This is a genomic window from Streptococcus suis, from assembly GCF_002964045.1.
Taxonomy (GTDB): Bacteria; Bacillota; Bacilli; order Lactobacillales; family Streptococcaceae; genus Streptococcus; species Streptococcus suis_U.
Map to the genome: position 1 here is coordinate 1 of NZ_POPB01000338.1, position 13,674 is coordinate 13,674.

At 40.1% G+C, this 13,674-nt stretch carries 18 protein-coding genes and 1 other annotated feature; of the genes, 16 read left to right on the forward strand and 2 right to left on the reverse strand.

Features of this window, described 5'->3' with window-relative positions; translation table 11 throughout:
- Positions 1-145 precede the first annotated feature (145 nt).
- Positions 146-328 carry a 4-oxalocrotonate tautomerase gene (locus C1E99_RS07060; RefSeq protein ID WP_105207086.1) on the reverse strand — a complete coding sequence of 61 codons (183 nt, stop codon included), beginning with the start codon at positions 326-328 and terminating at the stop codon, positions 146-148.
- A 133-nt stretch (positions 329-461) separates the two neighbouring features.
- On the opposite strand from C1E99_RS07060, the gene C1E99_RS07065 reads away from it, so the two are divergent.
- The 16 genes from C1E99_RS07065 (at position 462) to C1E99_RS07145 (ending at position 13,440) form a co-directional block, all read left to right on the forward strand.
- The gene (locus tag C1E99_RS07065) at positions 462-1,784 is read left to right on the forward strand and encodes an excalibur calcium-binding domain-containing protein (RefSeq protein ID WP_105207087.1); all 1,323 of its coding nucleotides are present in this window, start codon (positions 462-464) and stop codon (positions 1,782-1,784) included.
- Between the two features lie 384 nt (positions 1,785-2,168).
- Positions 2,169-2,744 carry a thymidine kinase gene (locus tag C1E99_RS07075; RefSeq protein WP_105207089.1) on the forward strand — a complete coding sequence of 192 codons (576 nt, stop codon included), beginning with the start codon at positions 2,169-2,171 and terminating at the stop codon, positions 2,742-2,744.
- Positions 2,745-3,014: 270 nt separating this feature from the next.
- Positions 3,015-4,094 (forward strand): peptide chain release factor 1, encoded by a 1,080-nt coding sequence (gene prfA / locus C1E99_RS07080; RefSeq protein WP_105207090.1) that lies wholly within the window; start codon positions 3,015-3,017, stop codon positions 4,092-4,094.
- Positions 4,094-4,927: a peptide chain release factor N(5)-glutamine methyltransferase gene (gene prmC / locus C1E99_RS07085; RefSeq protein ID WP_105207091.1), complete on the forward strand. Its 834-nt coding sequence runs from the start codon at positions 4,094-4,096 to the stop codon at positions 4,925-4,927. Before prfA ends, prmC begins: the two co-directional genes overlap by 1 nt.
- Positions 4,914-5,516, forward strand: a complete 603-nt coding sequence (locus tag C1E99_RS07090; RefSeq protein ID WP_105207092.1) for an L-threonylcarbamoyladenylate synthase — start codon at positions 4,914-4,916, stop codon at positions 5,514-5,516. Before prmC ends, C1E99_RS07090 begins: the two co-directional genes overlap by 14 nt.
- A gap of 3 nt (positions 5,517-5,519) precedes the next feature.
- Positions 5,520-5,975 carry a GNAT family N-acetyltransferase gene (locus tag C1E99_RS07095; RefSeq protein ID WP_105207093.1) on the forward strand — a complete coding sequence of 152 codons (456 nt, stop codon included), beginning with the start codon at positions 5,520-5,522 and terminating at the stop codon, positions 5,973-5,975.
- Complete coding sequence (gene glyA, locus C1E99_RS07100; RefSeq protein WP_105207094.1) at positions 5,965-7,224, forward strand: serine hydroxymethyltransferase; 1,260 nt, start codon at positions 5,965-5,967, stop codon at positions 7,222-7,224. The genes C1E99_RS07095 and glyA overlap by 11 nt, the downstream gene beginning before the upstream one ends.
- Entirely contained in the window at positions 7,224-8,198 is a 975-nt protein-coding gene (locus tag C1E99_RS07105; RefSeq protein WP_105207095.1) for a nucleoid-associated protein, read from the forward strand. Before glyA ends, C1E99_RS07105 begins: the two co-directional genes overlap by 1 nt.
- Positions 8,199-8,798: a lysozyme family protein gene (locus tag C1E99_RS07110; RefSeq protein ID WP_105207096.1), complete on the forward strand. Its 600-nt coding sequence runs from the start codon at positions 8,199-8,201 to the stop codon at positions 8,796-8,798.
- 140 nt (positions 8,799-8,938) lie between these two features.
- Positions 8,939-9,027: a sequence feature (ribosomal protein L21 leader region), on the forward strand.
- Between the two features lie 35 nt (positions 9,028-9,062).
- Entirely contained in the window at positions 9,063-9,377 is a 315-nt protein-coding gene (rplU, locus tag C1E99_RS07115) for a 50S ribosomal protein L21 (protein WP_002941330.1), read from the forward strand.
- Between the two features lie 46 nt (positions 9,378-9,423).
- Positions 9,424-9,717, forward strand: a complete 294-nt coding sequence (gene rpmA, locus C1E99_RS07120) for a 50S ribosomal protein L27 (RefSeq protein WP_009909754.1) — start codon at positions 9,424-9,426, stop codon at positions 9,715-9,717.
- A gap of 67 nt (positions 9,718-9,784) precedes the next feature.
- Complete coding sequence (locus tag C1E99_RS07125; protein ID WP_105207097.1) at positions 9,785-10,660, forward strand: GNAT family N-acetyltransferase; 876 nt, start codon at positions 9,785-9,787, stop codon at positions 10,658-10,660.
- Positions 10,661-10,770: 110 nt separating this feature from the next.
- Entirely contained in the window at positions 10,771-11,676 is a 906-nt protein-coding gene (locus tag C1E99_RS07130; RefSeq protein ID WP_105107104.1) for a LysR family transcriptional regulator, read from the forward strand.
- Between the two features lies 1 nt (position 11,677).
- Positions 11,678-12,142: a signal peptidase II gene (lspA, locus tag C1E99_RS07135; protein WP_105107105.1), complete on the forward strand. Its 465-nt coding sequence runs from the start codon at positions 11,678-11,680 to the stop codon at positions 12,140-12,142.
- A complete protein-coding gene (locus C1E99_RS07140; protein ID WP_105107106.1) occupies positions 12,126-13,022 on the forward strand; it encodes an RluA family pseudouridine synthase in 897 nt (298 codons plus the stop codon). Before lspA ends, C1E99_RS07140 begins: the two co-directional genes overlap by 17 nt.
- 79 nt (positions 13,023-13,101) lie before the next feature.
- Positions 13,102-13,440 (forward strand): zinc ribbon domain-containing protein YjdM, encoded by a 339-nt coding sequence (locus tag C1E99_RS07145; protein ID WP_105207098.1) that lies wholly within the window; start codon positions 13,102-13,104, stop codon positions 13,438-13,440.
- Positions 13,441-13,473: 33 nt separating this feature from the next.
- Here the strand turns inward: C1E99_RS07145 and C1E99_RS07150 are convergent.
- Positions 13,474-13,674, reverse strand: a 201-nt coding sequence (locus C1E99_RS07150; protein ID WP_161951167.1) for a transposase, incomplete at its 5' end; no start/stop codon positions are given.

Here is a 13,674-nt window from a genome sequence, read left to right on the forward strand (position 1 = left end):
AAGAAGGCCTTTTTATTTTGTCCAGATGAGGTGGTTTAAGCACCAAAACAGCTATTTTTCCCTAAAAACAGTAAAAAAGACAAACACCAAAACGATGTTTGTCTGCAATCTGACACTCCTGCATCTAGTGCAAGAGTGTTTTCTCTTATTTGCGTTTCATTTCGCCTTGTGGATAGTATGTTCCTTCAGGCATGTCGTTGATAAAGACATGAATCGCTTCTTTTGGCGCGTTGGTATTACGAGATACAACCTCTGTTACTTCACGCGCAAGGGAAATTTTTTGTTCCTCTGTGCGTCCTTCAAACAAATCAATACGTACAAATGGCATAGCTAACCTCCGAATAATTTTTGTATATTTTACCATAGTTTTTTACAATATCCAAGAATTTTTCTAGAAAAAATTGTATGACGATTTTTAACATGTTATAATAATCATATAAAAATAGTTGAGGTTAGAGAATATGTTTAATAGATGGTCAACTCACTCAAATCATTTGGAATCTATTCCGAGAATTAAAAAAATTTTGAATCGCAAAACTGCAATGGCCATTGGAGGTTTAGGAATTACAACAGTTGTTAGCGGTCAGTTAATGACAGCTGAGTTACCTATGAAAGATCAGATTTATGATAAATCTATTGAGGTAGTCCTTAAACAGTTTGAGGAAGCTGGGTTTGAAAAAGTTGAAACCATTAAAATAAGCAATATTGAATATGGCGAGAATATTGATGATACTTTTGTGAAGATTGTATCTGTTGATGGGGAGGATTGGAAAGAAGGAAGAGTTTTGAAATCGACTCCCGTTACAATCACCTATCATGCTGCTACTGATGATGCAGTAGAATTAGCATTTTCTTCAAAGAAACTTTCGGAAATTGAGGAGAAATTGGATGATGCAGGATTCGAGAATGTGAGTAAGAGTCCAATACTTTTAGTAGAGAAAGGCAATATTGATAAAAAAGACACAGTAGATAAGATTGAGATTGGTTCATCGACCTACACAAGTGGATACTTTTACTCTAAAAAACTTCCAATTACAATTACTTATTTTGATGTCAGTCCAGATAATATTGAATTTCCAACAACTCTTGATACAACTGGAAATTGGAAGGAGTTGGAAAAACAACTAACCACTGCAGGTTTTTCAAATGTAAAATGGACTGCAATAGCTGATAAGGATAAAACCAAGCATGAGAAAATAAGTAAAATTACAATAAATGGTAAGAGTATAGAAAATCTTTCAAATATTGAAACTGTCGTTAAGAAACAAATCCCTATTGAGGTTACTTACTCAGATTTTTCTAGCTTTGCAGAATTACCAGTCTCACTAACAACAACCACTGTGGCAGATACCAAGCAACTATTTACAAACAATGGCTTTGATCAGGTATCTGAGACCTCAATTGAAACCAATGAAATAGGTAAGAATGGCCAAATTCAGAGTGTGGAAATTGACGGTAAGAACTTTAACGAAATAAATGATAAAGTTATCAGAAAAGATAGTAAGATAGTCATTAAGTATTGGAATGCTGAAATGGCAATCGCTGAGAAAGCTCGTAAAGAAGAAGAGGCTAGACTTGCTGCTGAAGCACAAAAAGTAGCTCAGGCTCAGTCCCAAGCACAAAATCAAGCTCAAATTCAACAATTCGCAGGAACATCGGCTGGAACTGTGTATTACAAAAATTGTACAGCTGCTCGAAATGCAGGAGCAGCGCCTGTACGGATTGGAGATCCAGGATACGCACCACACTTAGATCGTGATGGAGATGGGATTGGTTGCGAATAGGAAAAAATGTCGATAACGCTTACATCGTTTGCTATACTATCCTTATAAGGAGGGATTACTCATGGCCTATAAATACCGTATGATTTTATCGTTCCTACTCGCTGGATTATTTTTGTATCTTGTAGCAACTGTTTTTGACAAGAGTATATGGGAAGGACCTTTATTGATTACCTTTTCCTTCTTCAGCTTAATCTATGGATGTGTCATGCTCTACAAGTGGAAACCAAAGGTAGCTAAAATCATTTTTGAGTGTGTCGGAAATTTCTTATCTTTCCCCTGGTCTTAATATCAAACAAGCTCAAAACGGGCTTGTTTTTCTATTTCCTAAATGGTCAAATTATGATAAAATGGAAGGAGTGAAATTTTAAGATTGGAAAGTGAAAAGTGGCTCAATTATACTATAAATATGGGACGATGAATTCTGGTAAAACCATTGAAATTCTTAAAGTAGCCCATAACTACGAAGAGCAAGGCAAGCCCGTTGTCATCATGACCTCTGCCTTGGACACTCGTGATGCCTTTGGCGTTGTTTCCAGCCGTATCGGTATGAGAAGAGAGGCTGTGGCCATTGACGATGAGATGGATATTTTTGGCTATATCGATAAGATGGAGCCGCGTCCCTATTGTGTCTTGATTGATGAGGCGCAATTTCTCCGCCGTCATCATGTCTATGACTTGGCACGAGTGGTGGATGAGCTAGGTGTACCAGTCATGGCGTTTGGCTTGAAAAATGATTTCCGCAATGAGCTCTTTGAAGGCTCTAAACATTTGTTGCTTTTGGCTGACAAATTGGATGAGATTAAAACAATCTGCCAGTATTGTTCCAAAAAGGCGACTATGGTGTTGCGAACACAAGACGGCAAGCCAACCTATGAAGGTGCCCAGATTCAAATCGGTGGAAACGAAACCTACATTCCAGTTTGCCGCAAACATTACTTTTCACCGGAGATTGAATTGTAACCCAAGGTTATAATTCAAAGGCTGAAGGCACGATTTTTGAAAAACTGAAAACAGGGTGGGAACTGTGCCTGTTCCATGACCTACATATTACAGAAAGGAAATGAACACGCCCTACAAGCTAACTGGAAGTGTTCGGTCAAATATTTAGAAAGGAATTGAATACGGGCTACGAACTGTGCAAAAAAGATAGTTTTTCCTAGGACACTTTCGTCCTTCGTCAAAACTCCTATTTTTGCTTTGTTCGTTTAACGCCCTTAATATCTTATAATTATGAACATCTATGATCAATTACAGGCGGTGGAGGACCGCTATGAGGAACTTGGCGAATTGTTGTCTGACCCAGATGTAGTCAGCGATACCAAGCGTTTTATGGAGTTGTCTAAGGAAGAAGCTGCAACTCGTGATACTGTAACAGCCTACCGCGAATACAAGGTTGTTCTTCAAAACATTGTCGATGCAGAAGAGATGATTAAAGAATCTTCTGGTGATGCTGACTTGGAGGAAATGGCTAAGGAAGAACTCAAACAAGCTAAAGCTGACAAAGAGGCTTACGAAGAAAAGCTGAAAATCCTTCTTTTACCAAAAGACCCTAACGATGACAAAAACATCATCTTGGAAATCCGTGGTGCCGCAGGTGGTGATGAAGCCGCCCTCTTTGCTGGAGACCTTTTGACCATGTATCAAAAGTATGCAGAAGGTCAAGGCTGGCGATTTGAAGTCATGGAGGCTTCTTATAATGGTGTCGGTGGTATCAAGGAAGTGGTTGCCATGGTATCTGGTCAATCTGTATATTCAAAACTCAAGTATGAATCAGGAGCTCACCGTGTCCAACGTGTCCCTGTGACAGAAAGCCAAGGTCGTGTCCACACCTCAACAGCAACCGTTCTCATCATGCCAGAAGTGGAAGAAGTAGAATACGACATCGATCCAAAAGATCTTCGTGTCGATATTTACCACGCATCTGGTGCTGGTGGACAGAACGTCAACAAGGTTGCAACTGCCGTGCGTATCGTTCACTTGCCAACAAACATCAAGGTAGAAATGCAGGAAGAACGGACCCAGCAGAAAAACCGTGAAAAAGCTATGAAGATTATCCGTGCCCGTGTTGCGGATCACTTTGCACAGATTGCCCAAGATGAGCAGGATGCAGAGCGTAAATCAACCATTGGTACTGGTGACCGTTCAGAGCGTATCCGTACTTACAACTTCCCACAAAACCGTGTGACAGACCACCGTATCGGCTTGACCTTGCAAAAGCTGGATACTATCTTGTCAGGTAAGATGGACGAAGTCGTAGATGCTCTTGTACTTTACGATCAGACGCAAAAACTAGAAGATCTTAACAAATAATGAATTACGCTCAATTATTTGCAGCATACGAAGAACAATTAGTCGCAATCGGTGAAGAGGCAGAATCCCTGTCCTTCACCTTTCGTGGCTTAAAGGGATTGAACTTTACGGAATTTCTCCTCCTGCTCCGTCAGGAGGTCACACCGACTGACAAAGAAGAGATTGAGGCGATTTTTCAGCAACTTTCCCAGCACCGACCTGCCCAGTACATTATCGGCAAGGCTGATTTTCATGGCTTGGAGTTCATGGTGGACAATCGGGTTTTAATTCCAAGACCTGAAACGGAAGAATTAGTCGATTTGATTTTGCAGGAAAATAGCAGAGCAGGTTTACGTATCTTAGACATCGGTACAGGAAGCGGTGCCATAGCTATTTCCCTTGCAAAAGCTAGACCTGATTGGGAAGTAGTAGCGGTTGACATTTCAAAGGATGCCTTAGCAGTGGCTATGGAAAATGCAAAAACCAATCAAGTCTCTGTCCACTTTCTAGAATCGGATGTCTTGCAAGCAGTGACAGGGCATTTTGACATCATCGTTTCCAATCCGCCCTACATCTCACCAGATGACACAGATGAAGTTGGACTCAATGTATTGACTTCTGAGCCACATCTGGCCTTATTTGCGGAAGAAGATGGTCTGGCTATTTATAGACAAATTGCGGAGCAAGCAGGGGAATTTTTGAAGGAAAATGGAAAACTCTACTTTGAAATTGGCTACAAGCAAGGGCAAGACCTAACTAACTTACTCGCTCTGCATTTCCCCCAAAAACGAATCCGAGTCCTCAAAGACCAATTTGGTCAGGATAGAAAGGTTGTCGCGGATGACAATGGATAAACTCCGAACAATCCTCGAAAATGGTGGAGCCGTGGTTTTGCCGACTGAGACAGTCTACGGACTTTTTGCTCAAGCCTTAAATGAAGAAGCGGTCAATCATGTCTATCAGTTGAAACAACGCCCTAGGGACAAAGCAATGAACTTAAATGTCTCAAATCTGAACGATATTTATTTTTTCAGTCAAAATCCCCCCCATTATCTGGAAAAACTGTATAATAGGTTTATGCCAGGCCCCCTAACAATTATCCTAAAAGCGAACAAAAAAGTTCCTTTTTGGGTTAATTCAGGTCTGGATACCGTTGGATTTCGTCTTCCAAAGCACGAAAAAACCTTACGTTTGATTACGGAAACAGGTCCCTTAATCGGACCTTCAGCTAACGTTTCAGGCCAAGAAAGCGGTAAAGAGTTTACCAAACTTCTATCACAATTCTCCGAAAAACTGGAAGGAATTGCAGATGACGAGGCCTTAACTGGAATTGATTCAACCATTTTGGACCTCTCTGAAGACAAGGCGAAAATTCTCCGTCAAGGCAGTATCAGCCGAGAAGAAATCCAAGCTGCTGTCCCTGAAATAGAATTTGAGGATTAAGACATGATTCGAAGTATTGAGTATGCAGATTTGTCAGCAATTAGAGAAATAAATGCACAAGTCTTGGGCTACGATGTGCCTCTTGAGCAAACAGAAATACAATTTGAACGTTGTTCAGAGACTAATGGACATACTATATTGGTTTTTGAGGACGATGAAACTGGTCAAGTATCAGGCTACATTCATGCCCAAATCTATGAAAGTCTGTATTCAAATCGTGGTCTTAATATTCTAGGATTGGCTGTTCTTTCAGAATACCAAGGCAAGGGAATTGGTTCAAAGTTGTTGCAAGCAGTTGAAAAACTAGCTATAGACAAAGGATTATCTTTCATTCGCCTCAATTCAGCTGAACACCGTAAACAAGCCCATCGTTTTTACGAGCATTTGGGATATGAATCTGACAAATTACAATATCGCTTTATCAAGCACTTACAAAGGAGTACCGCACATGATTTTTGACAAAGTTGACTACAAAGATTTCGACAAAGAGGTTTGGGAAGCTATTCAAGCTGAAGAAAAACGCCAACAAAATAATATCGAGTTGATCGCGTCTGAAAACGTTGTTTCTAAAGCAGTTATGGCTGCTCAAGGTTCTATTTTGACCAACAAATACGCTGAAGGATATCCAGGCCGTCGTTACTATGGTGGTACAGAATGCGTCGACGTCATCGAAAGTCTTGCCATTGAACGTGCAAAAGAAATCTTTGGTGCTCAGTATGCCAACGTTCAGCCACACTCAGGTAGCCAAGCCAACTGTGCCGCTTACATGGCCTTGATTGAACCAGGCGACACAGTGATGGGGATGGACCTGTCAGCTGGTGGTCACTTGACTCATGGTGCTGCGGTTAGTTTCTCTGGCCAAACCTACAACTTCGTTGCTTACAACGTTGACGAAGAAACTGGTTTGCTTGACTATGATGCTATTTTGGCACAAGCTAAAGAAGTACAGCCAAAGTTGATTGTAGCAGGCGCTTCAGCCTATGCACGTACCATTGATTTTGCAAAATTCCGTGAAATCGCAGATGCTGTCGGTGCTAAATTGATGGTTGATATGGCTCATATCGCTGGTCTTGTAGCAGCAGGTCTTCATCCGAACCCAGTTCCTCACGCTCATATCACAACAACAACAACCCACAAAACTCTTCGTGGACCTCGTGGTGGTTTGATTTTGACCAATGATGAAGCCCTCATCAAGAAAATCAATTCAGCTATCTTCCCTGGAATTCAAGGTGGTCCACTTGAGCATGTCATTGCTGCAAAAGCTGTGTCTTTCAAAGAAGTCTTAAATCCAGCCTTTAAAGATTATGCTCAAAAAATTATTGACAACAGCAAGGCCATGGCAGAAGTCTTCCTTGCCAACCCTAATTTCAAGGTCATCACAGGCGGCACAGACAACCATCTCTTTTTGGTAGATGTGACAAAAGTTGTTGAGAACGGTAAAGTTGCCCAACATCTCTTGGATGAAGTGAACATCACCCTCAACAAAAACTCAATTCCTTACGAAAAACTCTCACCATTCAAAACAAGCGGTATCCGTGTTGGCTCTGCAGCCATTACAGCTCGCGGTTTTGGAGTCGAAGAAGCTCGCAAGGTTGCTGAGTTGACAATCAAAGCCCTTGAAAATGCAGAAAATGAAGCCGTTCTAGAAGAAGTTCGTCAAGAAGTACGTGCTTTGACAGACCGCTTCCCACTTTACGAAGGTTTATAATGGATATATTTGTAAAAAAAGCTATTATACATCAATTTAGTCCTGACGACACTGAGCTGGTCCTTGCTGACCAGCTTTTGACTGTCAGTCCGAAAATAGAAGAATATTTGCGCAAAAAAATTGAGCGAGTTTTTTCTGATGAAGCAAAAACTGGACAATTTGAAGCAGACAATCCTTTTCTTGATTTCTTAAATGAAGATTTATTGACTAGCTCTGTCAAAATTGCTGGTCTCTGGAAAGAGGAGTTTTCCATTTCTGAAAATCTCAAGACCAATGATTTAATCTTTATCGAGTTTGAACGAAATGGTGTAGAGCATTTTGCCTTTCTAAGAATTGCCTTACGTGAAAATCTGGCCCATGTTGGTTCAGAAAGTGATAGTCCGCTAAAAATCACTCAAAATAATTTACCAGGGGCAGGATCGGCTCCAGATGAGGCCTTGATTGTCAATCTTCAAACGCGTAAGTATCATTTGATTGAGAAAAGAATTAAACACAATGGAGCCTTTCTCCATTACTTTTCTGACAACCTCTTGCAAGTTACGCCAGCCATTTCTGCAAAGAAATCGATCAAGGCAGTAGAACAGACAGCTCAAAAAATTGCTGATAATTTCCATCAAGGTGATTTCCAATTTCAATCAAAGGTCAAATCAGCCATTTTCAACCATCTTGAAGAAGACAATGAACTTTCTCCTGAAAAATTGGCCGATCAGCTCTTTGATAACAATCTAACTGCCCGTTTGAACTTTGTTGACCAGATCAAAGAAGTTATTCCAGACAAAATCACTTTTGATGAAATTGATAGCAGTCGTCAGTTGAAGAAGTTTGAAAATCAAAAACTCTCTCTATCCAATGGTATCGAACTGATTGTCCCGAATTCTGTCTATGAAGATGCGGAATCTGTAGAATTTATTCAGAACGATAATGGAACTTATTCTATTCTCATCAAAAATATTGAAGATATAAAGAGTAAATAAATGAAAAAAATAGTTAGATTGCTCCTATTGATTGTATTGATTTTTATAGGCATTAGGATTTTTCAAGGTTATCGCGCTGTTAAACAAGTGATGACTTATCAATCAATGGTTCAAGAAGTATTAGCAGAGCACGATACTAAGGCTAATGAGGAATTGGTATTGGCAATGATATATACCGAAACAAAAGGTGAAAGCGCAGATGTCATGCAGTCCAGTGAGTCAGCCACAGGTTATACCAATACGATTACAGATAGCAAAGAAAGCATCCGCCAAGGGGTCATCTATCTAACCGAAAATCTTCAATTAGCTGAAGAAAAAGGAGTAGAAGTTTGGACAGCTGTTCAGGCTTATAATTTTGGACCAGCCTACATTGATTATATCGCCCAAAATGGTGGAGAACACACCCTTGCTTTAGCCGAAGAATATTCTAGAACTGTTGTGGCACCAAGTCTTGGAAATTCAACAGAGGAAACCTATACCTATTTTCACCCACTAGCCTTATTAAACGGTGGAAAGCTCTATGTAAATGGCGGAAACATATATTACGCGCGTGAAGTTCAGCTAAATATGTATTTCATGAGGCTTATGAATTTAATTTAATATGATTTTTTAAAATGAAATATAAATTTCACCTAGTAAATTTGGGAAGAATTTTGGAATTTTAAGTTCTTAACAAAAATGATACAAAACACTTGCATTTGCAGGTGTTTTTGTTATAATAGGACTGTTGACTATGCACATTTCCTGTGCAACCGCACGAATGCCGTTCTTTCATTGAGAGTAGAGTAAGTGGTTCGTCCCACGGTACTAGGCGAGTCTTCACATTAAATTCGGGCAAGGCCCAAAAATCATAGGAGGTGCATAATGAGCACATATGCAATCATTAAAACTGGCGGCAAACAAGTTAAAGTTGAAGTCGGTCAAGCTATCTACGTTGAAAAATTGAACGTTGAAGCAGGTCAAGAAGTTACTTTCGAAGAAGTAGTTCTTGTTGGTGGTGAGAAAACTGTTGTGGGTACTCCACTTGTAGCAGGCGCTACTGTTGTTGGTACTGTTGAAAAACAAGGTAAACAGAAAAAAGTTGTTACCTTCAAGTACAAACCTAAAAAAGGTAGCCACCGCAAACAAGGTCACCGTCAACCTTACACAAAAGTTGTTATCAACGCTATCAACGCTTAATCGCGTAGCTTGAAGCAATCATTACAGAAATTCGGAGGAATAACATATGTTAAACTTGAATCTTGCTAACTTGCAATTTATGGCCCACAAAAAAGGTGGAGGTTCAACGTCAAACGGTCGTGACTCACAAGCGAAACGCCTTGGTGCGAAAGCTGCTGACGGCCAAACTGTATCAGGTGGTTCAATCCTTTACCGCCAACGTGGTACAAAAATCTACCCAGGAGCTAACGTAGGTCGTGGTGGAGATGACACTCTTTACGCTAAAGTAGAAGGCGTTGTACGCTTCGAACGTAAAGGTCGCGATAAGAAACAAGTATCTGTTTACCCAATCGCTAAATAATCATATAAAAAGGTCCATCGGGCCTTTTTATTTTTTGAATAGTATAAAAACAAGGGAGATTTCTGAAATGAAAAATCTTAAAATTGTTAGTAGAAATCTATTGTCTGAAAGTGAGTTGGTAGCTTGTCAACAGTTAAATAGAGAATGTCAAATTGCAGATGGTAGTCATCGGCAGCCTTACTTATCAAATATGCTTAATTTCGATAAAAGTATGCCAGCTTTTTTGCTTGCCTATAAGGAAGATACCTTACTTGGTTTGTTAGCGGTTTATGCAGATGATAAGGAAGATTTTGCTGAGGTGAGCCTACTTGTCAGACCAGATGTCCGAAGAAGAGGAATTGGTAGCCAACTGTTAGCATGCTTTGAAAGGATTCAGAAAGAGCATCAACTTCTCGGTCCGCTTTTTGTGACAGAGCAAGTCTTCTTAGAGCATCATCCTAATTTATTAGAAAATATGAATCTAGTAGCAGAAGAAGAGAGGGAAACCTGGTTATGCAGAAATCGTCAACCATTCGAGGATGTAAACCTGAGTGACTTAACCTTTGCATTGGCTGTAGAAAGTGATATCCCTGCTATTGCTAACTTTCAGTCTAGGGCCTTTGACACCACTTTGGAAGTTAGTGAGCAATATGCTAAAGAAGCGATTCAAGATGAGAACAGTATCTTATATATTATCAAAAATAATGAGAAGGTCCTTGGCTCCTGCACTGTAGACCTTTCTACAAGCTACAACTACCTATATGGTTTAGCAGTGGACGAAGATGCCAGAGGAAGAGGTACTGGTACAAACTTGGTCAAATTGGTCATCAATGATCTGATTGAAAGAAATTCTAAAGATTTTCAAATAGCCGTTGAAGAGGAAAATGAGGGTGCTTGGATGTTGTATAGGAAATTAGGATTTGAGGAACAGACTCAAATTGTCTATTTAAAGGGGAAAAATTAGTCCATAAGTTTAAATCGAGAATTCAAAAAAACTGTGATATGACTGACTTTTTCAGCAATTTCCTTCTTTTTTTGATATAATGGAAAAAGCAGTTTTAAGAGGTTTCAAGTATGAACATTCAACAATTACGCTACGTTGTTGCCATTGCCAACAGTGGTACCTTTCGTGAGGCAGCGGAAAAAATGTATGTTTCACAGCCCAGTTTGTCCATTTCCATTCGGGATTTGGAAAAAGAGATTGGTTTTCAGATTTTTAATCGGACGAGTTCAGGAACTTTCTTAACCAAAGAAGGTATGGAGTTTTATGAGAAGGCACAGGCCTTGGTAAAGGGCTTTGACCATTTTGAAAATCGTTATTTACAACCAGAAGAGGGAGAGAAGATTTTTTCCATTTCCAGTCAACATTATGACTTTTTGCCGCCCCTTATTACAGAATTTTCAAAAGAACATCCACAATATCATAATCTTCGTATTTTTGAATCCACGACGGTACAGATTCTAGATGAAGTGGCACAGGGCTACAGTGAGCTTGGTATCATTTATTTAAACGGTCGCAATACCAAGGGAATTATGCAAAAATTAGAGAAATTGAATCTGGAAGTGGAGCATTTAATTGATTTTCAGACTCACATCTATATTCGCAAAGATCATCCTTTGACCAGTAAAGATGAGGTTGACTTGAGTGATTTGGTTGGTCTTCCGACCGTTCGATTCACTCAGGAAAAAGAAGCTTATCTCTATTATTCTGAAAATTTGATTGATACGTCGGATTCTTCGGTTACCTTTGATGTGACGGATCGTGCAACTTTGAATGGAATTTTGGAAAGAACGGATGCCTACGCGACTGGTTCTGGATTTTTGGACAGCGAGAGTGTTAATGGAATTACAGTCATTCCAATAAAAAATCAAATGGATAATCGCATGGTCTATGTTAAGCGAGTAGACGGTGAATTAAGTCAATGCGCCTTAGATTTTATTGAAATGATGCATCGTTATTTTGACGCGAAGAAAGGATAGTATGAGAAAGTTTGGATTTCCAATAGTAGCTGCAGTCTTGATTGTGTTGGACCAGCTAGTGAAAACTTGGACAGTTGCCAATATTGCATTAGACACAGTTGAGCCATTTCTTCCAGGTTTCATGAGTCTGGCTTATTTAAGAAATTATGGGGCAGCCTGGTCTATTTTACAAAATCAACAATGGTTTTTCACGATTGTGACTCTTGTTGTTGTAACAGCTTTGATTTGGTATTATATCAAACAAATTCAGGGCAATATCTGGACCTTGTTTAGTCTGTCCTTGATGATTGCAGGTGCTCTGGGTAATTTTATTGACCGCATTAGACTAGGTTATGTAGTGGATATGTTCCACCTTGATTTTATCAATTTCCCAGTTTTTAATGTGGCAGACATCTGCCTTTCGGTTGGTGTAGGAATTTTATTTATTTGTATCATGAAAGAAGAGAGTAATGGAAGTAAGAGTTGAGATTGGTGGCGTTCGGTTAGACAAGGCCTTGGCGGATTTGACAGATTTGTCCCGTTCAGTTGCCAATGAACAGATTAAGAATGGTCAGGTGCTGGTCAATGGCCAAGCCAAAAAAGCAAAATACAGTGTGCAGGTTGGGGATGTGATTTCCTATCAGGTTCCTGAAGTGGAAGAAATCGACTATGTAGCCGAGGATATTCCTTTAGAAATTGTCTATCAGGATGAGGATGTTGCGGTAGTCAACAAGCCACAGGGAATGGTTGTTCATCCGTCAGCTGGTCACACATCGGGAACGCTGGTCAATGCCCTTTTGTATCATGTGAAGGATTTGTCAGGTATCAATGGTGTTTTGCGACCGGGCATTGTCCACCGGATTGACAAGGACACATCTGGCTTGCTCATGATTGCTAAGAACGATGAAGCGCATACTAAGTTGGCTGCCGAGTTGAAAGATAAGAAGTCCCTACGTAAGTATTGGGCCATTGTCCATGGCAACCTGCCAAATGACCGTGGCATGATTGAGGCACCGATTGGTCGTTCTGAAAAAGATCGCAAGAAACAAGCGGTGACTGCCAAAGGGAAAGAAGCTGTTACTCGTTTTCAAGTCTTGGAGCGATTTGGAGACTATACTTTGGTGGAATTGACCTTGGAAACTGGTCGAACTCACCAGATTCGTGTCCACATGGCCTATATTGGTCATCCGGTCGCGGGAGATGAGGCTTATGGTCCTAAAAAGACACTCAAAGGGCATGGTCAGTTTCTTCATGCCAGAACGCTTGGATTTACCCATCCGAGAACTGGAGAAGTTGTCGAATTTACGGCAGAAGCGCCAGCTATTTTCCAAGAAACGCTTGAAAAACTACGTCGTTCAAATGGCTAATGAAAACCTGTTCATCTTGCCCATTTCCCCAACAAATGCTATACTAGAAGACGAAAAAATGTAAGGAGTTTGAAAAAACATGGAAACATTACCAAATTGTCCAAAATGTAATTCTGAATATGTCTACGAAGATGGTGCTCTCTTGGTCTGCCCTGAGTGTGCTTACGAGTGGAATCCAGCTGATGTGGCTGAGGAAGAAAGTGGTCCTGTTGCTATCGATGCTAACGGTAACCGTTTGGCGGATGGCGATACGGTAACTCTAATCAAAGACTTGAAAGTTAAGGGTGCGCCTAAAGATCTGAAGCAAGGTACGTGTGTTAAAGGTATCCGTATCGTTGAAGGTGACCACAATATCGACTGTAAAATCGATGGTTTTGGTGCCATGAAGTTGAAGTCAGAATTCGTTAAGAAAATTTAGGCTCTTTGTCAACTGTAGTGGGTAGATGAAAAGCTAACACCTAGAGAGGACGAAATTGGTTCTCTCTTTCTTTATGTTCAAGGCAATCAAAATCCGTTTTCTAAAGTTTTCAAAGTTCCTAAAACCAAAGGCATTTCTTTTAATGACTTTGATGAGATTATTGGTAGCTTCCAGTTTGGCGTTGGAATAAGGCAATTCCATAGCGTTTAAAACCTTGTCTTTATCCTTTAGAAT